Annotated in this window: 28 protein-coding genes; 7 read left to right on the top strand and 21 right to left on the bottom strand. The window is 68.6% G+C overall.

Going from position 1 to position 24669, the window contains the following annotated elements:
• Positions 1-11: 11 nt before the first annotated feature.
• The 3 genes from ACFQGD_RS08940 to ACFQGD_RS08930 form a co-directional block, all read right to left on the bottom strand.
• Positions 12-1262, bottom strand: coding sequence for a lanthionine synthetase C family protein (locus ACFQGD_RS08940; protein ID WP_009151816.1), 1251 nt, complete (start codon positions 1260-1262; stop codon positions 12-14).
• Positions 1259-4366, bottom strand: coding sequence for a lantibiotic dehydratase (locus ACFQGD_RS08935; RefSeq protein WP_345395026.1), 3108 nt, complete (start codon positions 4364-4366; stop codon positions 1259-1261). The genes ACFQGD_RS08940 and ACFQGD_RS08935 overlap by 4 nt, the downstream gene beginning before the upstream one ends.
• 81 nt (positions 4367-4447) lie before the next feature.
• A complete protein-coding gene (locus ACFQGD_RS08930) occupies positions 4448-4633 on the bottom strand; it encodes an FxLD family lanthipeptide (protein ID WP_009151814.1) in 186 nt (61 codons plus the stop codon).
• Between the two features lie 447 nt (positions 4634-5080).
• On the opposite strand from ACFQGD_RS08930, the gene ACFQGD_RS08925 reads away from it, so the two are divergent.
• From ACFQGD_RS08925 to ACFQGD_RS08905, 5 genes are all read left to right on the top strand, one after another.
• The gene (locus tag ACFQGD_RS08925; RefSeq protein ID WP_345395023.1) at positions 5081-6364 is read left to right on the top strand and encodes a helix-turn-helix domain-containing protein; all 1284 of its coding nucleotides are present in this window, start codon (positions 5081-5083) and stop codon (positions 6362-6364) included.
• 14 nt (positions 6365-6378) lie between these two features.
• Positions 6379-6738, top strand: coding sequence for a hypothetical protein (locus ACFQGD_RS08920; protein WP_075849235.1), 360 nt, complete (start codon positions 6379-6381; stop codon positions 6736-6738).
• Positions 6731-7258 (top strand): NUDIX hydrolase, encoded by a 528-nt coding sequence (locus ACFQGD_RS08915; RefSeq protein ID WP_345395017.1) that lies wholly within the window; start codon positions 6731-6733, stop codon positions 7256-7258. The genes ACFQGD_RS08920 and ACFQGD_RS08915 overlap by 8 nt, the downstream gene beginning before the upstream one ends.
• 152 nt (positions 7259-7410) lie before the next feature.
• Positions 7411-8634 carry a helix-turn-helix domain-containing protein gene (locus ACFQGD_RS08910; RefSeq protein ID WP_345395014.1) on the top strand — a complete coding sequence of 408 codons (1224 nt, stop codon included), beginning with the start codon at positions 7411-7413 and terminating at the stop codon, positions 8632-8634.
• 17 nt (positions 8635-8651) lie between these two features.
• Positions 8652-9179, top strand: a complete 528-nt coding sequence (locus tag ACFQGD_RS08905; protein WP_345395011.1) for a flavoprotein — start codon at positions 8652-8654, stop codon at positions 9177-9179.
• 87 nt (positions 9180-9266) lie between these two features.
• On the opposite strand, the gene ACFQGD_RS08900 is transcribed toward ACFQGD_RS08905, so the two are convergent.
• From ACFQGD_RS08900 to ACFQGD_RS08820, 17 genes are all read right to left on the bottom strand, one after another.
• A complete protein-coding gene (locus ACFQGD_RS08900; protein WP_345395007.1) occupies positions 9267-10655 on the bottom strand; it encodes a helix-turn-helix transcriptional regulator in 1389 nt (462 codons plus the stop codon).
• 96 nt (positions 10656-10751) lie between these two features.
• Positions 10752-11384, bottom strand: coding sequence for a PIG-L deacetylase family protein (locus ACFQGD_RS08895; RefSeq protein ID WP_345395004.1), 633 nt, complete (start codon positions 11382-11384; stop codon positions 10752-10754).
• Positions 11381-12238: a 5'-3' exonuclease gene (locus tag ACFQGD_RS08890; RefSeq protein ID WP_345395001.1), complete on the bottom strand. Its 858-nt coding sequence runs from the start codon at positions 12236-12238 to the stop codon at positions 11381-11383. The genes ACFQGD_RS08895 and ACFQGD_RS08890 overlap by 4 nt, the downstream gene beginning before the upstream one ends.
• A complete protein-coding gene (locus ACFQGD_RS08885) occupies positions 12238-13359 on the bottom strand; it encodes a glycosyltransferase family 4 protein (protein WP_345394998.1) in 1122 nt (373 codons plus the stop codon). Before ACFQGD_RS08885 ends, ACFQGD_RS08890 begins: the two co-directional genes overlap by 1 nt.
• Complete coding sequence (locus tag ACFQGD_RS08880; RefSeq protein ID WP_009151792.1) at positions 13352-13915, bottom strand: phosphoribosyltransferase; 564 nt, start codon at positions 13913-13915, stop codon at positions 13352-13354. The genes ACFQGD_RS08885 and ACFQGD_RS08880 overlap by 8 nt, the downstream gene beginning before the upstream one ends.
• A gap of 57 nt (positions 13916-13972) precedes the next feature.
• Entirely contained in the window at positions 13973-14470 is a 498-nt protein-coding gene (locus ACFQGD_RS08875; protein WP_009151791.1) for a helix-turn-helix domain-containing protein, read from the bottom strand.
• 67 nt (positions 14471-14537) lie between these two features.
• A complete protein-coding gene (locus ACFQGD_RS08870) occupies positions 14538-15485 on the bottom strand; it encodes a radical SAM protein (protein ID WP_345394991.1) in 948 nt (315 codons plus the stop codon).
• Between the two features lie 17 nt (positions 15486-15502).
• Entirely contained in the window at positions 15503-15817 is a 315-nt protein-coding gene (locus ACFQGD_RS08865; RefSeq protein WP_009151789.1) for a hypothetical protein, read from the bottom strand.
• 67 nt (positions 15818-15884) lie between these two features.
• Positions 15885-16925: a glycosyltransferase gene (locus ACFQGD_RS08860; RefSeq protein WP_345394987.1), complete on the bottom strand. Its 1041-nt coding sequence runs from the start codon at positions 16923-16925 to the stop codon at positions 15885-15887.
• Positions 16922-17410, bottom strand: a complete 489-nt coding sequence (locus ACFQGD_RS08855) for a DUF6884 domain-containing protein (protein ID WP_345394984.1) — start codon at positions 17408-17410, stop codon at positions 16922-16924. Before ACFQGD_RS08855 ends, ACFQGD_RS08860 begins: the two co-directional genes overlap by 4 nt.
• Positions 17407-17964 (bottom strand): formylglycine-generating enzyme family protein, encoded by a 558-nt coding sequence (locus tag ACFQGD_RS08850; protein ID WP_345394981.1) that lies wholly within the window; start codon positions 17962-17964, stop codon positions 17407-17409. Before ACFQGD_RS08850 ends, ACFQGD_RS08855 begins: the two co-directional genes overlap by 4 nt.
• 3 nt (positions 17965-17967) lie before the next feature.
• Positions 17968-18747, bottom strand: coding sequence for a reverse transcriptase domain-containing protein (locus ACFQGD_RS08845; RefSeq protein WP_345394978.1), 780 nt, complete (start codon positions 18745-18747; stop codon positions 17968-17970).
• A 214-nt stretch (positions 18748-18961) separates the two neighbouring features.
• Positions 18962-19666 (bottom strand): 7-cyano-7-deazaguanine synthase QueC, encoded by a 705-nt coding sequence (gene queC / locus ACFQGD_RS08840; protein ID WP_009151784.1) that lies wholly within the window; start codon positions 19664-19666, stop codon positions 18962-18964.
• 2 nt (positions 19667-19668) lie between these two features.
• Positions 19669-20151, bottom strand: a complete 483-nt coding sequence (locus ACFQGD_RS08835; RefSeq protein WP_345394973.1) for a hypothetical protein — start codon at positions 20149-20151, stop codon at positions 19669-19671.
• Positions 20152-20298: 147 nt separating this feature from the next.
• Positions 20299-20538, bottom strand: coding sequence for a hypothetical protein (locus ACFQGD_RS08830; RefSeq protein WP_101434365.1), 240 nt, complete (start codon positions 20536-20538; stop codon positions 20299-20301).
• Positions 20539-20555: 17 nt separating this feature from the next.
• Positions 20556-20765, bottom strand: coding sequence for a hypothetical protein (locus ACFQGD_RS08825; RefSeq protein ID WP_009151781.1), 210 nt, complete (start codon positions 20763-20765; stop codon positions 20556-20558).
• On the bottom strand, positions 20762-21037 hold the full coding sequence (locus ACFQGD_RS08820; protein ID WP_345394963.1) for a hypothetical protein: 276 nt from the start codon (positions 21035-21037) through the stop codon (positions 20762-20764). Before ACFQGD_RS08820 ends, ACFQGD_RS08825 begins: the two co-directional genes overlap by 4 nt.
• Positions 21038-21852: 815 nt before the next feature.
• Between ACFQGD_RS08820 and ACFQGD_RS08815 the strand changes: the two genes are divergently transcribed.
• Positions 21853-23259 carry a helix-turn-helix domain-containing protein gene (locus tag ACFQGD_RS08815; protein WP_158242448.1) on the top strand — a complete coding sequence of 469 codons (1407 nt, stop codon included), beginning with the start codon at positions 21853-21855 and terminating at the stop codon, positions 23257-23259.
• A 30-nt stretch (positions 23260-23289) separates the two neighbouring features.
• On the top strand, positions 23290-23970 hold the full coding sequence (locus ACFQGD_RS08810; RefSeq protein ID WP_345394960.1) for an SDR family oxidoreductase: 681 nt from the start codon (positions 23290-23292) through the stop codon (positions 23968-23970).
• Positions 23971-24000: 30 nt separating this feature from the next.
• On the opposite strand, the gene ACFQGD_RS08805 is transcribed toward ACFQGD_RS08810, so the two are convergent.
• Positions 24001-24639: an A24 family peptidase gene (locus ACFQGD_RS08805; RefSeq protein ID WP_345394957.1), complete on the bottom strand. Its 639-nt coding sequence runs from the start codon at positions 24637-24639 to the stop codon at positions 24001-24003.
• Between the last annotated feature and the right edge of the window lie 30 nt (positions 24640-24669).

Below are 24669 nucleotides of genomic sequence, written 5' to 3'. Positions count from 1 at the left end.
GTTCGGACGGATCAGGTGATGAGCATGCTGGTGTCCCAGCCTGTCGCGGGCTCGATCTCAGCGGCGAGGGCAGCTACGCCGACCCCGGCAGCGCCTTCGAGGAAGCCGGGGCTTTCGGGAACGGCCTGGGCGCAGGCGCGGTGCAGCATCTCGGTGGCCAGCGCGCGGAGTCGGGAAGCGGCCGGCTCCAGTGCGTCGATGGCGGTGTGAGCGGTGATCCGGGCGAGTCCGGCGTAGCCGTGGCACAGCGAAGCGTCGCTGATCAACGCATCCTGTTCCGGGTCGGTCACGGCACTGATCAGGGCTTCTTCTGCGGTCTGGCGGCGATCGGCGTCGTCGAGGGCCAGGGCGGCGAGGTGCAGGGTGCGGGCGATGCCTGCTGTTCCGTAGCACCAGCTCGGGCGTCGGCTGGCCCCGCTGTGCCGCACGTGCATGGGCGTCGACCGTGCCTCGTCTCGGGTGATCATGTAGGGCCACCGGTGTCCGCTCGGAGTGCTTATGCGCCAGGAGTCCAGCCAGGCGCAGATCGTCGCGACGGCCTGGCGCTGCCCGTCCACGGCGATGCCCCGGCGCAGGGCCTGGGCCAGCAGTGCCAGCGGGCCGCCGATGCCGTGTGCGACGCCGAAGTTGCCGTGGCCTCCGGGGAACTCGTCGTCCGCGTGGCCGGTGGGACCGGTGAGGGTCCACCACCCCGGCATGGCCTCTCCTTCGACCATCACCGGTTGGGTGAGCCGCACGAGGGCGCCTAGAACGGCCGGCAGGGCGGTGCCGTCGGGGTCGTGGTGCAGCAGATGGGCACCGAGACCAGCGAGGCCCCGAATCGTGTCGAACTCGGCCATCTGCGGCAACATCCCGACGGCATCCATGCGCTCGTGGGCCTTGTCGACGCGGTTGTGGGCGTCGGCGGCGATCTGCCGGGTCAAGGGCGTAAGGGCGGACTGGTACGTGCCGGGACGGACTGTGGCGGCGCCCGCGAGGGCGCGCGCGACTGCCGGCGCGCCGTAGAACAAGCCGGTGCTCGCTCCGGCGGTGATCGGCTTGCTGGTAACGGCGGTCAGCCAGTCGTGGGCGCGGTCGAATGGCCGTATCCCGGCGGCTGCTAGCTCGATGTGCAGCAGTGCCACGCCGGGAGCGCCGTGGGCGAGGGATTGGTGCCACCACGGCTCGTCCGTGGGCAGGTGGGCGGCGTCCGGCCGGGCGAGGCGATCGGCGATCCCCGTCGCGTACTCGACCGCGGTGTTCGAGGCGAGGTCGGCGTTCATCGCGGTCCTCCGGTGCGGGCGGCGAAGGTCAGGGCCGCGGTCCGGGCCAGGTAAAGGCACACCGCCTTGTCGTCGGGTTCGATGCCGTAGGCCCGCAGGAAGTGCGTGTGCAGCAACGAGCCCAAGGCGGCGTCCGGGTCGACGCCCTCGGCCCCGGACAGGTGCGCTCGGTAGGCGGCTACGGTCTGGGCGCGCTCGGCCCATGTCGCGACAACCGAAGCCGCACCTGGCGTGCTGCGCAAGGCACGGAAATCGTCGGAGGGGTCGGCGAGGCATCGTGCCTCGGCGAACACCGGCCGGGGCACGACGGCAGGAGGTTTGGCCGGGACATGGTCGATCAGCCACCGCATCCCGGCTTCAGTCCCTCCCATGAAGGCGACGGCGATGGCGGCGAAGTTCGCCGCGGCCAGAGCATGGTCGTGCGTTCGCGCGGGCCAGGCGAGCTGGGCGAGCACGGCGCGGGAGTCAGCCGTGAAGAACGCCTCGACGGCTGACAGTGCCGCACCTGAGCCCCAGCGGCCGGTCTCCGGGTAGGAGGTCGCGAAAGCGATGTCACGCAGCAGGCCGAGGCGGCGGAGCCGGTCGGCCCAGGCGCTGACCCGGCCAGCCGCCTCGCCGAACACCACTGGCTCTGCGCTGCGGAGACTGATCCGCAAGCGCAGGTAGTGCTCGTTGCCCTCGCGGAATCGCAGAAACCACCACCGCGGTTGGGCCTCGCCCCACTCCGCCAGCAGTGCGGGCAGATGCTCGGCGAGCACGCTGTTGTGACGTTGCGGGTCGCCGTAGAGCTTGGCGAACAGCATGGGGGAACCACCCGGCGACAGCCCGTGCTCACCTGGCCGGACGATCCGCTGGGACGTCGGGCGTGGTGGTCGCGTCGTGGCCTGCGGCTGATAGCTGGCCATGGGCACGACGACGTCGTGAGCACGGCCATCGAGCCATCCGGCGGCGTTCTCAGCGGGTCCTTCCTCCAGCACCGCGTGGGGGTGGGTACCGAGGTGCTCGCGCAGCAGGACCCGGTGCGTTTCCTCGACGAGATCGAGCGGCAACCGCCAGTCCCCGTCGACCAGGAACACCGCCTGCGGAAGGCGGCGGCGGGTGCGCCATTCGGCCAAGGCGCCCTCCCAGGTCGCCCAGCTGGAGGTCCGGTCGGGAAGGTCGGCTGCGGCCAACCGCCACCGGGCCGGGGACAGCACGATGCGGCCGAAGCGCAGCCGGGGAAGAAACGGCAACGTGGCCGCCGTGCCCCAGTCGAAGTCGGTGACCTCCGCGCAGTGGGCGCGGGTCAGTTCGACCAGGAGGCGGGCCAGCGGCGGAGTGTGTTTGCGCAGGTTGAGTGCGTGCAAGCCCCACGCTTCGACCCTCGCGCCGAGGGCGGGTGCGGTCAGATACAGGCGGTCGCTGTCGCAACTGACCGCCAAGTCCGCCGCCGTGAGAACCGCTGTTGACGCGGCGGTGTCGCGGTGTTCGGCGAGGCTGACGATGGTTGGCAGGACCTGGGCGCTGCGGGCGACGTGTGCGGTGGCGGGATCCAGAGGCGGGAATGACAACTGGGCCTGGATTACCCCGTCAGACGCGGGCGGGGCGAGCGGCGTGATCAGCATTCGGCGGTCGTGTTCGTCGAACAGGTGCAGGAATCGGCCGCTGACGACGCCGGCCGATCGCGAGACTGAGGTGACGACGAGCTGGAAGTTGCCCTGCTTCAGGGTTTGCAGGCTCGGGGAGTCGACGCGGGCGCACAACTCGAGGTGCGAGGGCAGCCGCATCGACTGCACCGGCGCCAGCTCCAGCTCGGCGATCAACCTCTCGTCGAGGACGACCTCTTGCTGACCGTCCAACGCGGCGGCCTGGGCCAACGCCAGCAGCCGTTCGTCCCGAGGCGTCTGCTGGGGTCGTGTGACCACTCCCCTGGTGCCGGGGTAGCCGTCAGGCCAGCCGATCCCGCTGTCGGCAATGACCTCGAGCAGGGGCACCTGTGCGCCGGTGCCGAACCGCTGGTAGAAGCGTCGGTGGAAGTCCGCCCAGGCTGCCGTACTGCTGGCGCGGGAGGTCAGTCGCGCCAGGACCAGCGCGGCACGTTCCGCTTCGCGGGCGACCGCGCCGGGGAGCACTACGTCCAGGTCCAGCCGCAGGTCGACCGTGACTGGGCTCCGCCGTGACGGAGCCAGGCAGCTCATGGACGCGGCGGCGTCGGTCCGTAGCCTGCGCCGCGCTTCCGCTGGGCTATTCCGATGTCGCCGCAACATGTCGTGGATGTCGTTCAGCGTCATGCACCACTCGGTGGCAGCCTCGCCGACCGTGGCCAGCTCGCGCACCAAGTGGCCAAGTGCGTCGGGCTCCGTGCTCGGCGCATGGAGGTTGGTGACGAGCACGCGACGAGCGACCAACGTGGCCAGCAAGCCGGTTACCGTGCTCCCGGCGGCGCTCGGGAACTCGGCCTGAACCTGCTCGCGCACGTCATCGAAGGGAACTGGTGTCCGCGCAGCTCGCACGGCCGCGCGCACCGGGCCGGTGTAGCGAAGTTCGACTTCGACCGCGCCGGCGCCTCGATGGTTGACGGTCGGCTGGTACGGAACCACAAGCCGCTCACCGCGCACCATCAACGTGGAGTTCGCGACGAGGACCAAGCGCTCCAGGATCTCGGCCTGACCCTCCAACCGCCGGATGACCTCGGCCAGCCACCCGGCGTCGGCCGCAGCGTCCGCGCGATGATCATCGCCCCAACGCCGAGACGGATCCGCGTCGAACCGCGCGGCGGCGACCCCGGCGAACAAGCCGTTGGGAGTCGGACGGCCGGTCAACCGTGCCAGGTACCGCAGAACGGACAGCACCACGCGCCGGGATTCGCGCTCGCTGGCAACCTGAGCGCCACACAGGTTGTGGACGCGGTCAGCAAGGACAGGGCTGGCCAGGCCGATGGCGTCACGGACGGCTTCGACCTGCCACACTTCGCGCAGCCAGTCCACCCACGCGGTGACGGCGTCGGTCCCGGTCGCAGTCAGCGCCGGCCGTGGCGGAAGTTTCAGCTCGCCCTCTGCAACAGCTCGGACCAACAGGCCACCCGCGGCTCGAAAGCCGACGCGGTCGGGCAAGGCCGTGGACACGGGACACCTTTCCAAAGCGACGGATGGAAACCGGACGCCCGCCCAAGAAGCCCCAGGCGGGCGTCCGGTCGCTCGTGACAATCAGGCGGCGCTGATGCAGGTCGACTTCTCGCACGTCGTCCCGCAGCCGTCATCCGTCATGTTGATCAGATGCGCCGGGTCCACCACCTCGACCAGCGTGATGTCGAGGTCGAACTCCGAGCCCATCTCGACCTCCGCGGCGGGCGTGGCCACCGTGGTCGGCGACCACTCCATCTGAACCGTCACAGATCCTCCTTCGTGGGTTTACGCTCCGAGTCCCGGCGAGTCGGTCGTGACTCGCCCGCCAGGCGGACCAGCCCGGAACTCGACCGAGGTACCGAGCGCTCCCGCCAGCACACCCGCGAGCGGAATTCCATCGAAGTGGAGGGCAGTCTCACCACCACACACCCCTCGGCGGCACGTCCCGGTGAAAGACGCTTCCGGATACTCGGGCTGCGCCGAAGCGGAAGCTCGCCCGGACCGCAGCGATATCAGTCAACCCCTGGTGATCAACGACAGCCAGAGCGCCGACGCGGCGTCGATGAGGCGGCAATGAGGCGTCACCACCTCTGACCTGCATAAACGTCTTTTCAGAGGCGGTAGTCCGAACGGGTACAGCTCGCCGAGCGGGTGATCAGCCTTGACCCGTAGCTGGCTATCGTGGCAGGTGACCGACGGGGTGAGGTGGTGTTCATGGGTGACCGACGAGATGCCTTCGCCGCGCGGCGTGAGCAGATGGGTTTCACCCAGGAGAGCTTCGGCGCGGCGGTGGGCGTGGAGTTCTCCACGGTCGGACGCTGGGAACGCAGCACCCTGACCCCGCAGCCGTACCGTCGACCGTGTTTGGCTAAGACCCTCGATGTGAGCCTCGACCAGTTGGATGCGTTGCTCACGCCGAACCGGCAAGCTTCTACCGTTGCCACTGAACCAGCCGACCCTGCGGAGGCCGACGACATGAACCGTCGCGACCTGCTGCGCTTGTTCAGCATGACCGGCGCGTTGCTCGCGCTTCCTGCTGGCGAGACAGTACTCGGCGACGTCGACCGGCTCGCCGCCACAGCTCACGCGGGCACGGTGGACACGGCGGGAGCAGCCGAGTTCGCCCAGCTCAACTCCCACCTGTGGCGCGTGTACGCACTGTCACCGACCAAGGCCCAGGTGCTGCCGCTGGTCCGAGCCCAACTCGGTGTACTCAGCGACTCCTTGCGACGACCGCAGACACCGACCATCCGACAACGGCTCTGCGAGCTGACCGCCGACCTCTTCCAGTTGGCGGGGGAAATCTTCTTCGACGGCAACCGATACACCGACGCCGCTCACTGCTACACGCTTGCGGCAACAGCGAGCAAGGAGGCCGTCGCTTCCGACCTGTGGGCCTGCGCGTTGACCAGGCATGCTTTCGTCGCCGTATACGAGCGCCGATTCGCGGATGCCGCGCCGATGCTCGACGTGGCCGCCACCCTCGCACGTCGAGGCGACCCCAGCCTGTCGACCCGACACTGGGTCGCCGTGGTGCAGGCCGAGACCTTCGCCGGCCTCGGCGACTTTGACTCCTGCCAACACGCCCTCGACACCGCTGCTGAGGTCCAGCACCTACGGGGCCAGGTGCACAACGGCGGCTGGCTCCGGTTCGATGGCTCCCGCTTGGCCGAAGAACGCGGTACCTGCTACGTCACGCTGGGCCGCCACGACCTAGCTGAAGCGGCTCTGGTCGACGCCCTGCAGGGCACCTTGACCGCCCGCCGGAAAGCAGGCGTCCTGACCGACCTGGCGATGATCGGCGTGCACCGCCGCGACCCGGACCAGGTCGTCACCTACGCCGACACCGTCCTGACTACCGCCCGCCAGACCCGCTCGGGGGTCATCGAACAGAAGCTGCGGGGCCTTCAACCGCACCTCGCTTCCTTGCTCAACGACCAACAAATCCAGCGACTCGATGCCGAGATCACCGAACTCGTCGGCAACCGCGCCGCGTGATGGAGGACGAACGAATGCACAACGACCGTGGCCGCGTGTTCCGCGAGGCGTGGATAGCCGGAGTCACCAAGCACTACCCCGGTGAGCCGAAGCCTGGCTACATCACCCCGTGGGACCAGACCCCGGACTGGGAACGCGACGCCGCGACCGCCGTGTACGACCAGGTCCTCGCCTTCATCAAGGCCACCGACGGCGCCACCACCAAACTGACCCCAGACCAGAAAGGCCGCTTTGTGGCGTTGTGCTGGATCGGCCAGATCTTCAAGCACTTCCCCGAGCCGAAGCCGTCGTACGTCGCGGACTGGAACGACTTGCCGGACTGGCAGAAGGCGACGGACATCGACATCTTCGAGCGCATCGAACACGATGCCTGACCAGGCGACCATCGACGCTGCGGCCGTCGATGCCCGCCTTGCCGAGACCGAATACGACGGCGCTCAGGCGTGGCTGCGCGCACGTTCGACCGCGTTGGAGCCGCTCGCGGCTGAGGTCTGGGTCACCGACCCGGAGCACCGCCACGTGCTGCTCGTGCGGCACCGGGTGCGAGGCTGGGTACCGCCTGGCGGAACCGTCGAGCCAGGCGAGACTCCTCGCGACGCAGCAGCCCGTGAACTCTTGGAGGAGACCGGCCTGCTGGGCAAGCTGCTGTCAGTGCCGGCGGCCGTCGCTGTCCGCTCTTTCCGCGCCGACTGGACGCCGACGCTGAGCCTGTCGTACGGAGCGGTCATCAGCCGCGACACGCCACTCGGCGGGGAGAAGGGACAGCCGCCGAAGTGGGTCGACCTGAACGAATCGTGGGAGAGCGTGTTCCCCGAGGATCGCGACCGAATCCGCGCGTATGTGCGCAGGCTCGCGGCAGGGCACGCGGCAGGGCACGCGGTCGAGGCGCGCTGATCCCTTCAGCGGCCACCCCGCCCTGACGATTGCACGGGCGGCCTGGGTCGTACGTCTGGACCTGAACGTCCGCCGTTGGCTGTTGACATGGCCGCTGATCAGGTCCGATCAACGCCGGGTAGCGTGGGCGAGCTAGCGAATCAGGAGTGATCATGGCGATACGACGAGATGCCCTCGCAGCACGGCGCGAGGCTCTCGGGTTCACTCAGGAAACCCTCGCCCAGGCGCTTGGGGTGGAGCTCTCGACAACCGGGCGGTGGGAACGCGGAACGCTGACGCCCCAGCCCTGGAGGCGTCCGGATCTAGCCAAGTTGCTCAAGGTGTCCCTGGATGAACTGGACATCCTGCTCAATCCGCCGCAGACAATGGCGGCGGGCCGCTCCTCGGCGACGCGGCGCGAGGTCATGGTGGACGCGGCCCTTCTCGCCGGCGTGATCGCCTCCGAACACATGCTGGGCACCCACAGCGAGGAGCCCCTGCGCCAGCAGGCAACCCTCGTGAGCGCGTCAGCGCGGGTTACAGATCTCCATCGGAAGTATCAGGCCGCCCGCTATGGCGACGTTGCCCGGCGATTGCCTGAAGTCAATGCGGCAGTTGACGCCCTGGTAGCCGACGGGCCAGCGCGAAAACGACGAGAAGCGCTCGGCCTGCAGTGCAGTGTGGCAATCGTGGCGGCCAAGCTGGCGACCAAGGCTGGCGACGGTGAGGCGGGTTGGGCCGCGGCTGAGCGGGCTCGGGAGGCGGCTGAGTCGGCCGAGGACACCTTTGGTCTCGCCGCGGCGGCATATCAGCGGGCGTGCGCTCTGCTGCGCGCGGGCGATAGCGAGAACGCCGAGCAGATAGCGGTCTCCGCCGCCGCCGGTCTTCGAGGCCAGGATCCGCAGAGTGCAACCTGGCGAGGCGCGTTGACCCTGATCAGCTCGGTCATTGCCGCACGTCGCCACGACTTTGCCGCAGCGCGCGAGCGGCTCGATCACGCCGACGAACTGGCACGGTGGCTCGGCGCCGACGGCAACATCGGGTGGACCGCGTTCGGCCCAACGAACGTGCTGATCCATCGCACGTCAGTGGCAGTCGCCTTGAATGATCCCCGAGGTGCACTCGCGACGGCAGAGCAGTTGGACATCACCGCGTTGCCGGTCGGCCTGAATGGACGCCAGGCTCAGTTCCACCTGGACAGCGCGTGGGCGCACGCGCAGCTAGTCGAAGACCCGCAGGCGGTGATCCATCTGCTGGAAACTGAGCGGGTTGCACCCGAGCTGGTCCGGGCCAACCCGAACGCTCGCTCGTTGATCGAGGACTTGCTCGCCCGCGAGCGCCGACGTGACGTGCCGGCCCTGCGCGGTCTCGCCTTGCGCGCCGGAGTGGCCGCGTGAACGTCGATCCGCGGTGGATGTACCTGGTGACCTCAGCTGCCCCGCCGGTGTTGCGACTCGAGGAATTCATTCCAGCCCTGTACGCGGACGGCTGGGCGGTGTGCGTGATCGCCACACCGACTGCTGCGACGTGGATCGACCTAGACGCCCTGGCCGCAACCACTGGGTGCCTTACACGGGTGCACCCGCGACCGCCCCGGCAGCAGGAGGAATCGCTCCCGCGAGCTGAAGCGGTCCTGGTGGCCCCGGCGACGTTCAACTCGATCAACAAGTGGGCATCGGGCACCAGCGACACGCTTGCGCTGGGCGTGCTCAACGAGATGCTCGGTGCCGGAGTCCCGATCGTCGCAGCTCCGTGCGTCAAACCCGTACTCCGCCAGCATCCTGCTTACGCCGACAGCATCGCCCGGCTTGCAAACGCCGGCGTGGTGCTACTCGATCCAGACGCCATAACCAGGCGCGCCGAGGACGGTCTGGCGACCTTCGACTGGTCGCAAGTTATCGCAGCTCTGCGCGACGCAACCGGTTCTGTTGTGGACAGATAGCGAGGCGCTTGTACTGCGACGGTTCGGCTTTCCGTTGTCGTCGCGCACGCCGTCATCGACCGTCCAATGTAGAGCAGCGTGCCTCAATCACCCAAGTAGTTGTTCTCGATCACGCCAGCCCAAGCGGAGCAAGGTGAGTGCACTGGCTGACAACCGGGGGCCAAGCCGGTCGATGGCCTCCGCTGTGAACGGCATGTCGGTTCGCCCGCCGCGGCCGATCACCCGTCCCTCGTCGTTGGTGTCCACGAGGTCGGCGAACAGTCGGTCGAATACCACGTCGTCGACCACGGCCACGGTCATCTGGACGGCCCCGAGCTCCAAGGGCTCCATCGCCAGGCCGTAGTGCCAGAGTCGAAGCCCACCCTCGGCGCGTGCTCGATCGAATGATCGGAAGGGCTCCTCGTGTGCGTAGTCGATCGGTCGGGAGGTAGAGCCGTCGTGCTCGGGGTTTCCGAGGAACTCCTCGGAGAACTCGCGCATGATGTTGCGCCACAACGAGAAGTCGTTGCGCACGTCGGCCAGATCGACCGAGGACGGCTGGAATTCACCGGCTGGCATCACGTGGCACAGGCCGCCGCCGTCCGCGACCTTTCCGCCGTCGCGCTCGTGCAGCACGAACCGGTGCTGACCGTCCGACCTGTCACGCCGGATGGTCAGCGTGCTGATCCCCGGCGACATCAGCAGCTGCTGAGGGTCGAAAGGATCACCGATCGCCGCGCGCAGGGGAAGAGCGTTCCAGCCGGGCACTGAGCGGTTCGAGGCCAGCCACGCAGCCTTGAACTCGTGCGCGAGGGCTTGCTTGACGTCGAACACCTCGAAGAAGGTGGTGGTCCCGAAGCTCATCGCCAGTCCGTGATCGGACTGCAGGCCAAGTAGCCGGTAGCTCAGCCGGTTCTCCAGCAGCCGTGGTCGGACGAGGTCCCGCACCGCTCGGCTGTAGCCCGCGTACAGCTCGCCCCGCTCAGTCAGCGGCAGGACGTGCTCCAAGGATCGCAATGGGCGAGTCGGCCGCTGCTGGTCTGACCACGCCAGCCGCACCGATTCCAAGGGAACTGGCTGCTCGAGCAGCCAGCCGGGGCCGGCGAGTACGTGGCCGCCGGGTGCCCGTTGTGATTCCGGATAGAGCCACGCGGCCAGCTCGGTCAGCTCGCGACCTCGCACCCCTGGCGCGTTCCGCACGTGGAGCCACTCCTGCTGGCTGCGCCGTACGTCAGCTGAAGCGGTCTTGTTCGACGTCGGGGTGGTTGATCTGGAGTCGGTCTGGTGTTTCGTCCGGTGCAGGATGTCGTCGAGTTCAGCGAGGGAGATCCGCAGGCTTGTCGCGAGGTCCGGTCGTTGCCATGGCTGGGGTGCTTGGGTACCCCGTTCCCATCGGCCGATGGTGCCGCGGTCGATACTCAGCTGCTCGGCGAGGCTCTCCTGCGTGAAGCCAGCAGCCAGGCGGTACGCGGCCAGCGGACTCACCGAGTCGACCATCAGCAGACCACCTCGTCAGTCACCGTCGCATCGTAACGACATCTCACGTATGCGCAGGTCACAGGGTCTGCGCGGCGTCCCTCGATCGGAGCCTGGTCACAATGTCGACGCCGCTGGGAGGCGTCCGAGGATGGGAACCGGTACGAAGTTCTCCGCGTAACGCACTCCGATTCGGGAGCCCCAGAGCCGGGCGAGGGTCTCGGCCATGGGACCGAAGTGGTCGGTGATCGGCTGCGAGGTGTGGGCCGCGAGCGCGCGCTTCTTGATCTCGTAGGAGTGGGTGATGTCGATGGTGGTGTGTGCGGGTACGGGGCCGTCGGCGGTGAGGCTGTTGTAAGTGTCGGCGGTGTAGACGCGGCGTGGGTGGCCGGTGGCGATGACGACGTCGGGCAGGGCGGCGACGAGCGTTTCCGCCAGATTCCGGTGGTCGGGGTGAACGTCGCGGAGGGGGTGGGTGATGACGATCTCGGGCCGGACGGCGAGTAGGAGTTCACGCAGGGCCGTCGCCGTGGGTTGGTCGTACTGGTACAGCTTGGCCCCCAGGATCGCCGCTCCGGCCGCTGCTTCGGCATCCCGCACTGGTTCGGGGTGATGCGGGATCGCGACGGTGACGGCGGCCCCGGAGGCGGAACAACGGGCGAGTGTTCCGCCCGCCCAGAGTTCGGCGTCGTCGGGGTGTGCCATCACGGTCAGCACGGACGCCGGAGCGGTGAACGGCGGGGCGGTCACCAGAGTCCGAGTTTCTCGATGACGTCGGCCGGCTTGGGCAGCTCGCGCGTGGGGTGGCCGGTCGGGTGGTGTGGGAGGTCAAGGTCGGTGCGCATCCGGATGAGGTCGCGCCAGGCGAGCACCTGCTCCCAGACGTCGGTGACCTTGGTCTTCTTCGCCCCGGTCAGTCGTCCGGAGGCGAGAAGCTGGTCGAGGTGCAGCCCGCCGGCCAGGAGCTTGGCGGCCGTGCCTTCACCGATTCCCTTCACGCCGGGGATGTTGTCGGCGGAGTCGCCCTTCAGCGCGCAGAAGTCGGGCCACTGGTCCGGTGTAACGCCGTAACGGTCGGCGACCTCGGCCGGGCCGATGTGTCGTCGGCCGCGTTTCATCACGGTGTTGAGTGCGTGGACCCGGTCGTCGACGAGTTGGTAGAAGTCGCGGTCGCCGGACATGATCCGCACATGCCGCTCGGGGTCCTGATTGCGGGTGACCTTGACGAGGGTGGCGATCACGTCGTCGGCTTCGGCGGTGTCGATCTCGATCCAGGCGATGCCGTAGTCGGTCAGCGCTCGCTGGACGTGCGGGATCGCGCGCAAGGGTTTGAGCGCGGCTTCGTCGAGGACGCGGTTGGCCTTGTAGTCGGCATCGCTGTCCTTGCGCTCGGCGGCACCGTGCTCGCCGTCGAAGACCACGAGCACCTCGGGTGGCTCGGGCAGTTCTTCGCGGATGGCGACGCGCAGGAGGGCGAAGAACCCGAACTCCGCGGTGAGGTCGCGAGTCTTGTCGCGGGAGAGGATCGCCGCGGGGAATCCGAACGCCGCGCGCCAGAGGAGGTTGTGACCGTCAACCAGGAGCAAAGGGACGCCAGCAGGCATCACCGCACCGCCTTTACGAATGTCTCGGCGACTGTGGTGGGCAGATAGTCCCGCGAGCGGTAGTACGCAGCCCTGGATAGTTCGGCGTAGCGTATCGGATCTTCGAGCAGTCGCTCGGCGGCGCGCCACAGGCCGTGCTCGCCCCACGATCGGGGGACGATCACCCCACCGGCCCCGTCGCCGGTGCCGACCAGGGCGGGAAGGTTGCCTACGTCGAAGGCGACCACCGGGGTGCCGACGCTCATCGCCTCGAGCGCGACCAGCCCGAAGGTCTCGCGCAGCGAGGGCACGATCACCACCGCGGCCTGCGCGAGCCAGGACGGCACCTGGTCCCAGGTCAGGCCGCCGCCGTGGATGGTGCCGAGCTTGAGGTGGGCCGCGGAGTAGCGGGCCTTTTCGAGTTCGGCCGCCTGGCCGCCGGCGGCGATCTCGAATCCGGCCTCGCCGACGATCACCTCGATCGTCCGGTCGACCAGGCGCCCGGCGTCCAGCAAGGCCCGGATGTTCTTCTCCGGCCCGAGCCGGGCCAGGATCCGGATCGGGCCGTGCCGACGCAGGGCTTCCCGTCGTGAGTCGGGTGGCGGTGCGTGGTCGTGGAGCAGGGCGTTGGGCACGATCTGCCAACGGTCAGTGTCGTAGCCGCGATCGTGTGCCTGGTCGAGCACCGTCGGGGACGGCGCGATCACCAGGTCGGCGCGGTCCAGGGCGGGCTGGAGATCGTGGTCGTGGCCGACGACGTGCATGGCCAGTACCGAACGCGCCCGGCTGACCGGCGCGGCTCTGCCGAGGCCCCACAAGCCGTCGGTGTAGACGGCGACGTCGACCCGGTGCTTGCGGTACAGCTCGCACAGTTCGGCGGCGAGCAGGGCGTCCTGGCCGTGGGTGCTGATCGCGTCGCGGAGTTCATCGTCGTCGCAGGGGAAGTCGACGCCCACCGAACACACCCTCACCACGTCGTCGTCAGGGGTGGTTATCGGGGCGGCGGTCAGGATGAGGCTGCGGTGGCCGAGCTGGCGCAGTCCGTGGGCGAAGGCGGCGGTGGCTCGTTCGATCCCGGCCGGCGCGTTCGGAGTGTAGGAGGCCAGGACGAACGCGATGGTCAGCGGAGGCGGGCTAGGCATGGCAGAGCGCCTCCTCCGGGCGTGGCAGAGGGGTGGTGTCCTGGTCGGCGGGCGGCTTTTCCCAGGGAAAGACGACCCAGTCCGAGACGGTCCAGATCGAGTAGTCGGGCAGCGTTGCCGCCCCGGTGTTGAGGCACAGGACTGCGGTCAGGAGCTCCGCGCTCGGGCTGAGCAAGGGCGTGAGGTCGTGTCGGAGGCGGCGGAGGGTGGCGCCGCTGCCGCAGATGTCGTCCACTAGCAGCACCCGGCCCTTCATTCGTTGCCCGTTCAAGGCGCGTGTCAGCGGATCAAGGTCGAGCGTCACCTTGCCCGTGGCCTGCTGATAGGTCGCGTCGCCGGTGTTGTGGCGGGCATGGACCATGCGGGCTTTCACCCCGAGCGTGGAGGCGATCATGCGGGCGGGCGCGACGCCGCCGTTGGCGATGCCGATGACGTGCTCGACCGACTGGTGATCGCGCAGGATCGCGCCAACCAACAGGGTCGTGGCCTCGCGGAGCGAGTCGGGAGTCAAGCGCCAGATCTGGTGGTGCTCGAAGACGCGGCGTGCAGTGGTCATTCGTGGTCCATTCTTTGAGGGGCAAGGGATGTCGCGTCAGTGAGGCGATCGCAGGTCCTATGCGCCTTGGAGCTCACGCAGGGCTTGCACGAGGTCGTACATGGGAGATCCGGCGATCCCGGCAAGTGCCGTCAGTGCGTGGGCGTCCAGTTCTTCGACGGGGGTACGTCCGACCGGGCATTGGCGGGCTCGGACCGTCGCCCATCGCTGGAGGGGCTGCAGTCGGGGGTCGGTCGTATGAGCGAGGGCCGACAGGTCGACCTTGACGCGACCGTCGTGATCGCTGCCGAACGCGAGGGTGGTCGCGCGGAGCAACAGCTCGTCGGGCCGCTGCTTCAGCACGGCGCACAGTTCGACCAGCCGCTCGACGGATATGCGGCGTGTGCCGAGTTCGTAGGTGGCGAGGGTTTGCAGGGACAGCTCGTCCTCGTCGTCAGCGCCCATTTCGGCGCGCATCTGCTTGCGGGTCCAGCCGCGTTCTTTCCGGGCGGTCCGCAGCAGGTCTCCCAGCACCCGCGCGAACTGCTCGAGTTGTTCGCTCGTCGGCGTGTTCATCGCCCTTCCTCCTGCAATGCGATGCGTGCTTTCAGCCGGGCTACGCCGGAGCGGTTCGAGGAGTCGTTCATGCCGAGCCGTCCCTCGCAGTCAGTGCGAGGTCGTTGACCCAAAGCAGCGGGCGCAGGGAGCTGATGGCCTGCGCGTCCGGCTGATTGCGCCACACCTGGCCGTCGGCTCGGATCACGGTGAAACCCCCGGCTGCTTCGCGAGTGCGCAGGCGTACGGGTACGGCCGACGTGGCGCTCAGCTCGGCAAGGAGGTCGGTGGCCTCGTCGTCGGTCAACTGCTCGGTGCTGGCCAGTGCGGCACCTTCTCCGATGGGGAGCATCTGCAGGAAGGTCACCCCGTGCACACCGAGCGCGGCGGCCAACTCGACCAGCGGCCGGACGCTGGCCCGCGCGGTGGAGCGCAGAAGCACGGTCTGGATCTGGGTTGGGATGCCGTGGGCGACCGCTGCGCGGATTCCGGCGACGGCGCGCTCGAAACTGCCCGCGCCGCGCCAGCGGTCGTGGCGTTCGGCGTCCGGGCCGTCGAGACTGACCCGCACGGCGTCCACGCGGGACGCTAGGGCTTCGGCACGGCGGACCAGGTGCGTTCCGTTGGTGGTGACGCTGACCGCGCAGCCGCCCGCGACGAGTACGTCGATCAGCTCGGGCAGTTCGCGCAGCAGCAGTGGTTCGCCACCGGAGATGTCCACGCCCAGGATCGCGGACTCGGCGACCAGCCGCGCGATGCGGTGCCGGTCGGGTCGGGCCAGTTCGGGCACGGACTTGTCGTCCAGGCAGTGGGGGCAGGCGAGGTTACAGCGCACCAAGGGCGACCAGCACACGCTGATCGGTACGTCGGCGTGCAAGGCCGCCGGGTGGATCTCGGGCCAGGAGAAGAGGGCGTCGTCGGACAGCCGGATCCGGCCGGAGGCGAGTTCGGCACCAGTGCGGTGGGTTAGCCCGGTCAGCGGGTCATGGACGACGAACCCGGTACCGTGTGTCCGCGCCGTGAAGGTCCGCGTCATGGCGGTACGTCGCCCGATCACAGCGTGTCCTGCGGTGGCAGCATCGGCGGGGCGTACAGCTCCTCGAACGGCTTCGGGCCGACGTACTGGCGGCAGGTACAAGGCACCCACTGGTTTCCGATCCAGGTACCGTCCTCGGTGCGCGCATCCTTGTGCAGGATCTGGCCGTGGCACTCGTTGGTGTCAGGGTCGTGCTGTTCCAGCCCATGCGAGCAGCCGCACAACGGTTTCGGCGTGGTGTCTGCGGGTGCGCGGCGGCGAGTCAGCTTGCCGGCCAGCAGCCCTGTGGCGAACAGGCCAGCGCCGACCGCGAGGGAGATCGGGTCGATCATCGGGCAGTGTCTTCCTTCTCGTCGTTGTCGTCGTGGCGGCTTTCGATGCAGGGGTCCGTCGCTGGCGCTAGTGGGGTCGCAGCACCTCGCAGGTGCGCAGCAGCTCGCTTACCTCGGCGATGAACGAGTGGGTGCGGCCGGTCGGGGCGGGCCGTCGCATCAGGTCCCAGTAGCGGGCGAGGGTGCCGGGCCAGGTGGCGAGCTTGCGTTGCCATTGCTGTTCCGCGTCCGGTGGATCGAGGTGGAACCCGACGACTTGCCGCAGCGGGATCACCAGCAGCCCGCTCGCGATCAGACACGCGCCGAGGTACGTGTCTTCCATGCCCCAGCCGATCCGTCCGAACTCGGGATCGAACCCTCCGACGTTGAGGACGGCGGCGCGTGGAACGGCGACGAGGCAGGTGACGACCATGCGGGGCAGGTCCCAGTCGACATAGCGCTGGCCGTAGCCGAGGTCGACGAAGTCGTGGGTGTGGTCCAGCGGACGGCCGTCCAGGCGCTCGGTCAGCGTGACGCCGGTGTAGAGCAACGGGCGGCCGACCGGTGGCCGCCATACGACCCGATGGTCTGCGCCGAGTTGGGGATGCTCGGCCAAGACGCCGCGTCCGCCCTGGTGCAGGTCGTAGGGCAGGTTGTGGCGGAAGCCGACGAGCACCGTGGTGTCGGTGGCGCGGGCGGTGATGTCGGTGATCACGTGTGGGGGCAGGACCATGTCGGCGTCGAGGTAGAGGACCGTTTGCCCGCGGGCGAGCGCGGTGCCGAGGTTGCGTGCGGTGGCCCCGCCCGCGCGTTCTGGGAGCCGCAGGACGGTGGTGACGACCGGGTGTCGGGCAGCGATGGCAGCCGTGGTGTCCGTGCTGGCGTCGTCGACGACGATGACCTCGAACCCGTGCCGATGGTGCTGGCCTTCCAAGGCGTCGAGCACGGCCGGCAGGCAGTAGCTGACGTTGTAGGCCGGGACGACGACCGACAGGGTGCGCACGGCGGCCAGTGAAAGCTCCGACGGCGTGGGCTCGTGCCACCCGATCCCGGATATGGCTTCCCAGCTGCGAGTGCTGCTGGTGTGGAAATTGTTGCGGCGCAACAGTTCCTCGTGCAGCGTGGTCACGCCCACCCCCAGTGGTGGAGGTAGGTCAACCCGTCCCACCATCCCCACGGGTCCGGGATGATCGCGATCTGATCGAGCCGGTCGAGGTGGTCGAACACGCGCTGCAGGGCGAGCAGGTACAACGGCTCGACCACGATCAGCATGTGCCGCAACGACGGTGTCTCCGCCAATTCGGCGTCCAGTTGCCCGGAGACCGTCCGCTCGTGCAGACGCACGGCGTCGACCCGGTTCGTGAGCCGGTGGTCGTAGGTGCTGATCGCCTTCTCGGGACGCAGCAGGCCGTGCGCGGCCGAGAGGATCCGGATACGGGCTCGGCGAGCAGGATCTGCGGCGAAGTGATCACGCGCCTGCGGAACGCACGCGCCCTGGTAGAGATCAAGCGCCGCAACCGGGGCGCTGGTGACGAGCTTCTCCCGCGAACAGTTGAGGATGATCAAACCCTGGTCGGGCGCGAGGAAGCGCGTGCTGGGCGGCCGAAGGGTCATGGTTCGCGCACCACCCGCAGGCCGATGCCGCGCGAGCGCAGTTCAGCGGGCGCGGCGTTGAGGAACGTGCACTGCGCATACAGCGGTGGCGCGGCATAGGAACCGCCACGGATGATGACTCCGTCGCTCATCGCGGTGCTGGCGGTCCACTCCCACACGTTGCCCGCGACATCGAGCAGGCCCTCGGGTGTGGCACCGTCAGGGTGGGTGTCGACCGTGGTGACCGTGCCGTGCCCGGAGTCGCGCAGGTTCGCGAACGCCGCCTGCCACGGTGCGTTGCCCCACGGCCAGCGTCGGCGGTCAGCTCCGGCGGCCATCCACTCCCACTCCGCCGAGCGTGGCAACCGCCCGCCCAATCGGCTGGCGATCTCGGTCGCCTCGGCGTGGCTGATCTCGGCGACGGGGAACCGCGGCCCGAGGCCAGGGTGCTCGCTCGGCAGGTGTCCGTAGGCGATCGGGGTGCGCGTCCACAACAAAGTGGCGACCTGGATAGGGCGGGCGTCGTCCCCGAAGGCGCAGACTCCGCCGGTGACCTCGATCCATTCCAGGTTCATGCCTCAGCCGCCGATCAGGAAAAGGTCTTCGACGTTGGCGTCGTCGCGGATACGGCTCTTGGCCTCGTTGGGCCGCAGCCGAAGCTGCAGGAGTGCGTCGCTGATGGTGTAGAACGCCTCCTGCGCGTCCTCGCGGGTTCGGGCGAAAGCGACATAGTTGTCGGCGAAGCGGACGACCCGAAGCCCAGAGACTCGTTCATCCACTTGGGACAATCGGAGATTGATCAGCATGGGCGCCAGGCCGGAGCCCGGCGCGATGGGGCTCGGCATCGCGGCGAGCGCGGTACGGAGGCGGGCCAGGAAGGTGCCGTCGTGGATGTGCTCGGCATGCCAGTCGATGACTTCGTCGATCGTCGCGCCTTCCGACACCGAGGCGACGTCGAGATCGGCGACCCACCGGAAGCCCGCGCGGCTATACCCAGCGGCCTGACGCAGGGAGGTGATGCGGTTGCGGCGCGGACGGAATCCGGACACCCAATCGCGGAAGGCGCTCGCTTCCAGCACCGGTTCGAGGGCGTTGCGCAGCGCGCGGTGCACCAGTCGATCCCGCACGGTGGGGATGAAGGTGTGCATCTCTTTGCCGGTGTAGGTGGGGAGCCGTACGTCGCGGATCGGTCCGGGCTGCCACGTTCCGCTTGCGAGTTCGATGGCCAGTTGCGGCAGCATCACGCGGGCCTCGCGGCGAAGGTGGCCCCAGGTCATGTCGTCAGCACCGGGTGCCGAAGCTCGCCGGCCGCATTGGCGCAACGCGCGGCGCAGGTACGGCTCGGACAGCAGCGGCATCAACGAGTGTGACTGCGGTCCGGAGGCGGAGGGCGCTGGCGGCGTTGCCGCCTGGTGCGCTACCGTGCTGGGTGCTTGGGCGGCAGGAACGATCCCCTCGCCACGCTGTACCGGTTCGCAACCCAACACGCGCGAGCCGTGGCGCGAGGAACGACGGCCCCGCCCAGGCCCAGTTGGCGAGCCGAGTTCCGCCTCCGTCATCATCATCACCTCGTCACGCGCAGCGGTAGCTGGTGGGGTCGGTGATGCCGTTCTGTTGGAACGCCTCCTTGCGTTCAGTGCAGGTTCCGCATGTCCCACAGTGCGTCGCCTCGCCCCGGTAGCACGACCACGTCCGCTCGAACGGAACGTCCAGTGCCGTGCCAATGCGGACGATGTCGGTCTTGCTCTGGGTGAGAAACGGGGCGAGAATCTCGAAATCGTCGACCAGCAGCCCCTCGTTGGCGGTGCGGACCGACCGGGTGAACCGCTCGACGAACTCCGGTCGACAGTCCGGGTAAACGGCGTGATCACCGGCATGCGCACCGAACGCGACCACATCGGCCTTGCGGGCAACAGCCACGGAGACGGCGATGTCGAGCATGATCGCGTTGCGGTTCGGGACGACGGTGGCACGCATCGACTCGTCGGTGTAGTAGCCGTCAGGCACCGCCACGTCGGTGTCGGTCAGGGCCGAGCCGACCAGTAGCCGACCGAGCATCGAAAGCTCAACGGTCTCGTGTGGACAGTTGAGCAGTCGCGCGATCTCGGCCGCGTACTCCAGTTCGACTCGGTGCCGTTGGCCGTAGTCGAAGGACAACAGCGTCAGCTCGGCCCCGCGCGCGGCTAGCCAGTACGCCAGCACGGTGGAGTCCAACCCGCCGGAGGCGATCACAATGGCGTGGCGCGGATGTCGGTGAGCGGGGGTGCCGATCGGCATGTTCACCACGTCCCGCACAGCGAGGACGTCGAGCGGGCCGCGCCGACCACTGCGGTCCACGGCGGAAGGGTCATGTGTGGTTGCGGTTGTTCAAGCCACCGCACGCCTTCGTCCACGTTGTCCAAAGCGGGAAGCAAGATGGAGTCACCGCGTTGTTTCCAGCCGACCTGGATGCGCACCAGGTCGTCCCAGGACGACTGGCGCAGGGGCGTGCGTGGCTGGGTGAGGAAGATCCAGTCGTTGGGACCGCCGGGAACCACGATGATGGGCGCGCGCAACATGTGCCGCGCAAGGAAGTTGTTGACCTCCCCGGCAAACCCGGCGCGCATGATAAGCGCGTCGACGGTCGTGCCAAGCTGAAGGCGGACATCACCGGTGACGCTGTCGATGGTGGTTGGCCACGCGAACACGTCCCTGTAGTCCCGCGCTCGTTGGTCAGGCTTCTGCTCAGCCAGGGCGGGGTGGTCGTCGATGACGGCGGTCATGAGTCGGTCCTCCTCGAGAGGGGTGGGTGCTGGTGGCGGCCGGGCGGAAGGCGTCGTCGAACCGCTTCCGCCCGACCGCAGTCGGTGTCGCGAGCGCGCGCTCGTCCGAAGGCACGGCGAGAAATCCGGCCTGGCTTCAACATCTGGCTAGACGGCCCCCGCTCGGTGCGGCGGGTGCTCGGCGAGCAGAACGTCGCGGAGTGCCGCCCGGAGCTGCCCGGCCTCGGCGTTGGTCAGCCGCGCAAGCCGTCCGCCGGGCAGCTCGATCTCGACGTCCGCGGGAGTGCGCCGCCGCAGGTGCAGCGCGGACCGCTGGCCGTCGCCGTCGCGGCAGTCGACTTTGCGGTGGTGCCATCCCAGTCGACGAAGCAAGGTCGCGGCGGGCACGGTCGGACATGACCGCCTCATGAGCCGTCGGTTTTTCTGATCATGCCGAGGCCATGTGTTCCGGCCGTGGCGATCGCGTGCCGCAGGACACGGTTCGGGGGCTGGCGCGGCGCGCGGCGATGCGAACCGGCGTAAGCGGATTCGGTCTGCCGACGCCGCCACGCCAGCCGCAGCAGGCAACAGACAAACGCCAGCGCGGCGCTCGCCGTGATGACCACGGCAATCATCCGGCCTCACCCCTGATGGCGGGGATCGCGGCGAGACCAGGTATCGGGGTCGTGGTCCCGCCGCGACATGACAGCAGAGCAGGGCGCCCCTCGGCGGTTGGGGGAAGACCGCCGTTGTTCTGCTCCGCCGTGCCCGCCATGCCGGTTGCCGTGAAAGGGCCAGGTGCACCTGGCGCGGGTGTGGTCGCCACCTCGGTGGCTTGCATGACGGCGGAGCGGAACTGGGCGGTGGCGGCGCGGTCGAGGACCGCGACTTCCCCAGGGGGAGCCATGACCACGACCTCCGAGCCACGCACGACAACACGCAGGGTCCTCTCGCGGCCGGCGACATCACGGCACGCGATGGACCAGGGTCCGGTGTTCATCGTGCGGCACCGCCTCGCGCGGTGTCCCTACTCCATTCCCGTCGACACACCGGCTGCACGAACAAACACGGCACAGCGAGCTGAGTCTGTGGGCATCGCGGCGCGCAGGGCGTCGCGAATCGCTGGGAGAGCATCATCTACTCCAATAGTCAGCGAGTCCCTATTTGGTTTGTTGCGTCGTTTGTCGTCCGCCGCAGGCCGTCAAGAGCGGCCTGCGATCGGCACCCGGTGACCATTCGGTGCGCCAGCCGGGAGGTGCCCGTTGCCGGTTCCAAAACTGCTGGTGGTTGCGGCTGCGAACACCGATCAACTAAACGATCGCCACGGGGAGCGGACCAGAGCGGCGGTGGGGCGGCGATGGGGCGCGGATGGAGCGTCACCCCCGATGACCTGCCCAAACGTTGACCGAGCGGCGTCTACGTCAATCGGGTGAAGCGGGTTGACACCGTGTGTAACCAGGCTTCTCGGCGGTGTCTCTTGGACGCCGCAGCCCCGAGGAGGCATATTTACTCGCCGCGATCGGACGCGTGAGGGAATGGTACCCACGCCACGCCACAGTCGGTGATGCTTCTCAACGAACAAAAGGCAGCTCGTACGCGTGTTTTCCGGTCACTCCGCTGATCCGCCGGCCTGCCGGGCTTTTGGTGTCTTGTGGCCCTAGTCTTGACCTGGCCAAACGGCGACGGGAATATCAGGGGCGGTCTAGCCGGACGGGGACGAGCATGGCAGCACGACGAGACGGCCTGGCACGACGCCGCGCGGCGATGGGTTTCACCCAGGACACGCTCGCCGAGCGCCTCGGGCTCGAACGATCCACGGTAGGACGCTGGGAGCGCGGCACGGGCACGCCGCAGCCGTGGAACCAGCCAGACCTCGCCAAAGCCCTCGACTTGTCCCGCGACGCCCTCGCCGCTCTCCTCGGTCCTGATCAACTCGCCAGTCCTCCCGCTGGCCGGACGTCCGAGCTTGAGGTTGCGCGCGACGTGGCCGCTGCGTTCAACTGGCCGGACTGGCACCACGCCGGGCAGGCCAGCGTCCTGGAGCCACCTTGGTCGATCACCGGGACGATGCAGGTTCTTCACGAGGTCGCGGGAGGCACGATGGATCGCCGGGGGTTCTTGATCATCACGGGTGCCGCGCTCGCTGGCGTTGCAGACCGATGGGGTTCAGCCCTGACCGGTGTCCTTCCACCGACCACGGTCGCGCTGCCCGAGCAGCGCGACCCGCGCCTGTCCGCCACGGTCCTGGACCGGCTCGACCACCGGCTCGCCGACCTTCGCCAGCTCGATGACGAGTTTGGCGGACGCGAGCTCCACCAGCTCGCGGTCGCGGAATTCAACTGGCTGACTCGTCTCGCCGATCAAGCGGACTACAGCACCTCCGCCGGGCAGCGGCTGTTCAGTCTCGTCACCGAGGCAGCCCGCCTGTGCGGATGGCTGCACTTCGACGCGGCCCACCATGCCGCCGCCCAGTCCTACTACGTCGCGGCCCTACGGTCCTCGGCCAGCGCGAACGACTCCCTGACCGGCGCGCACGTCTTGGCGTGCATGAGCTTCCAGGCAACGCTGACCGGCCACCACCAGGAAGCCATCGCCCTGATCGACGCCGCCGAGGACCGGACCAAGCACACCGCCACTCCCCGTCTTCGGGCGCTGCTGGCCAGCCGGAAGGCGCGGGCGTACGCGAAAGCGGGCGACGCGGCGTCCTGCGGTCACGCCCTCAACGATGCCGAACGACGACTCGACGCGACCACGTCCCAGAACCCGGAACCTGACTGGATCTACTTCTTCGACGAGTCGGAGCTCGCTGCGCAGGCCGCTGCCTGCTGGGTCGACCTGCGCCAGCCCGCCAAGGCTCGCCCGCTGATCGACAACGCGCTGAGCAGCATGAACCCCCAGTACGTCCGAGACCGCACGATCTACCACGTCCGCAGCGCCGAAGCGCACCTGCACGCCAATGACCTCGACCTCGCCTGCGACGACCTCCACACCGCGGCCGACCTCGCCGCCCACACCGGCTCGGTGCGTTCCATCCACACCATCCGCGAAGCGCGGCGCGCGATGTCGCACCACGACCGGGAGGCTCGGGTCCAGAAGCTCGATCTCCACCTCGCCGACCTGGCCGCCTAACGAATGCACAGCTCTCGCAGGGTCGCGCTCGTGACGGGCGCGAACCGGGGTATCGGCTACGCCATCGCCGGACAGCTCGCCGAACGCGATATCCATGTCGTCGCCACCGCCCGCGACGTCGAACAGGCGAACCGGACCGCGACCGATCTCGTCGGCCGAGGATGGGCCGCCTCCGGCGTACGCCTCGATGTGACCGAATCTGACACCATCGCCGCAGCGGTCCAGCACACCCTCGACCGGCACGGCCGGATCGACATCCTCGTGAACAACGCTGGGATCAGCGACGGAGACCAACAGCCGTCGCACATCGACGTCGACCTGGCCTCCCGTGTCTGGCAGGTGAACGTGCTCGGCGCCTGGCAATGCGCCGAAGCTGTCGTTCCCGCGATGCGTACCGCCGGTTACGGCAGGATCGTCAACCTGTCCAGCACGCTCGGCTCTCTGCATCACATGACGCGGCCCACCGAGCCCGCCTACCGCGTCTCCAAGGCGGCCCTCAACGCCGTCACACGGGTCCTCGCGGCGGAACTCGCCGGCACCGGGATCCTGGTGAACTCCGCGTCCCCCGGCTGGGTCCGCACCGATCTCGGCGGCCCGAACGCTCCACGCACCGCCGAGCAGGGTGCCGACACTCCCGTCTGGCTCGCCACGTTGCCCGACGACGGCCCCACCGGGGGATTCTTCTACGAACGCGAACCTCTGGAATGGTGATGCACGCCGCAGGCGAAGCTTCAGCGAACGTCACCCCGGAACGCCCACGATCGTGATCAACGCCCCGACCAGGAGAAACGGTCCCATGGGCACCAGTGAGCCCTGCGGTCTTCGTCGGGTCGCCCGAACCAGGAGCCACACCAGGGCGGCTGCGAACCAGCCGAGGACGGTCGCCGTGACGAGTGCCGACCAGCTCAACCAGCCGAGCGCGAGGCCGAGTAGACCGCCCAGTTTCACATCGCCGGCCCCCAGTCCGCCTCCGGACACCAACGCAAGTACCAGGTAGAGGATGGCGATGACTGCCATGCCGACCAGGGCGCGCACGAAGTCCGGGCCTTTGGAGTGCAGGATCGCCGAGGTCGCCAGCAGCGCGCCGACGATGGCGACGCCCGAGTAGACGAGCACGCTGGGTAGTCGTTGCTCGAGGACGTCGATCACGCCGAGTGCTACACCGAGTGCGGCGAGCACGCTGTACGGCAGCAAGTCGAACTGATGACCGAAGCGCCAGGCGAGGGCGCCGAACATGAGGGCGGTCAGGAGCGTGGCGGTGAGCCGCATCGCGAGGGCTGCGATCGGAGGCGTCGTGAGCAGGCGTTGGGAGCCGAATGCCAGGGCGGCGCCAACGAGGATTCCCGCCCCCGCCCACGCCGTGATGAACGCGGCGGACATCAACCGACACCCACACTTATAACGTTCTGT

Origin of the sequence: Haloechinothrix salitolerans (assembly GCF_042662605.1) — a bacterium.
Classification (GTDB): domain Bacteria; phylum Actinomycetota; class Actinomycetes; order Mycobacteriales; family Pseudonocardiaceae; genus Haloechinothrix_A; species Haloechinothrix_A salitolerans.
This window is presented reverse-complemented; position numbering and strand designations above follow the sequence as displayed.